This window comes from Caballeronia terrestris (assembly GCF_001544515.1).
In the GTDB taxonomy this organism is placed as follows: domain Bacteria; phylum Pseudomonadota; class Gammaproteobacteria; order Burkholderiales; family Burkholderiaceae; genus Caballeronia; species Caballeronia terrestris.
This window is the reverse complement of record NZ_FCOL02000589.1, coordinates 1-652: the sequence shown is the minus strand read 5'-3', so window position 1 is coordinate 652 and position 652 is coordinate 1. Positions and strand designations below refer to the sequence as shown.

General features: G+C 61.2%; 1 protein-coding gene. It reads left to right on the top strand.

Annotated features, from left to right (window positions below; all coding sequences use genetic code 11):
- Window positions 1-14: 14 nt before the first annotated feature.
- On the top strand, window positions 15-652 hold a 638-nt coding region (locus AWB67_RS39100), incomplete at its 3' end, for an NADPH cytochrome P450 oxidoreductase family protein (protein ID WP_235025645.1).

Sequence of the window (652 nt, the reverse complement as noted above, 5' to 3'; positions counted from 1 at the left end):
TGCATATAGCGCCGATGAACGATCTTTCCTCACGCCACTGCAAGGCGCAACGCCTGATCGTACTGACTTCGACGTATGGCGATGGTGAGGCACCGTCCAACGCCACGCAGTATTTGAGCAAGCTCGCGAGCATGAACGACTATGTTCCACCAACGTTTGCCGTCCTCGGTTTTGGGGATCGCCAGTTCCCCCATTTCTGTGGTTATGCGCAAACCGTGCACGATGCGTTGATCGCCAAAGGCGGCCACGCGCTCATCGAGTGCAGCAGCGTTGACCGGCAGTCGAAGAGCACGTTCAGGACGTGGAGCGAGCGACTGGGTATCGCACTCGACGTGCAACTCGACGTGCGCTACCAGCCGTCGCTACCGCGCACCGTCTCCCTGACGCTTGTGGAGCGCAAGGACTATGGACCCGACTCTGGAAGTGTCACGTCGGTGTTGCGCTTTGTCCGCAGCACACCGCGCAATCGGCGGTGGCACACCCCGCTGCAAAGGGCTCTGCCGTCATTCGACGCAGGTGACCTGCTCGGGGTGATCCCGCCCGGCGACACCGTGCCGAGGTTCTACTCGCTCGCGAGCGCTTCGCGAGATGGTTTTATCGAAATCTGCGTGCGCAGGCATGCGCATGGGGCCTGCTCTGGCTATCTGACAGC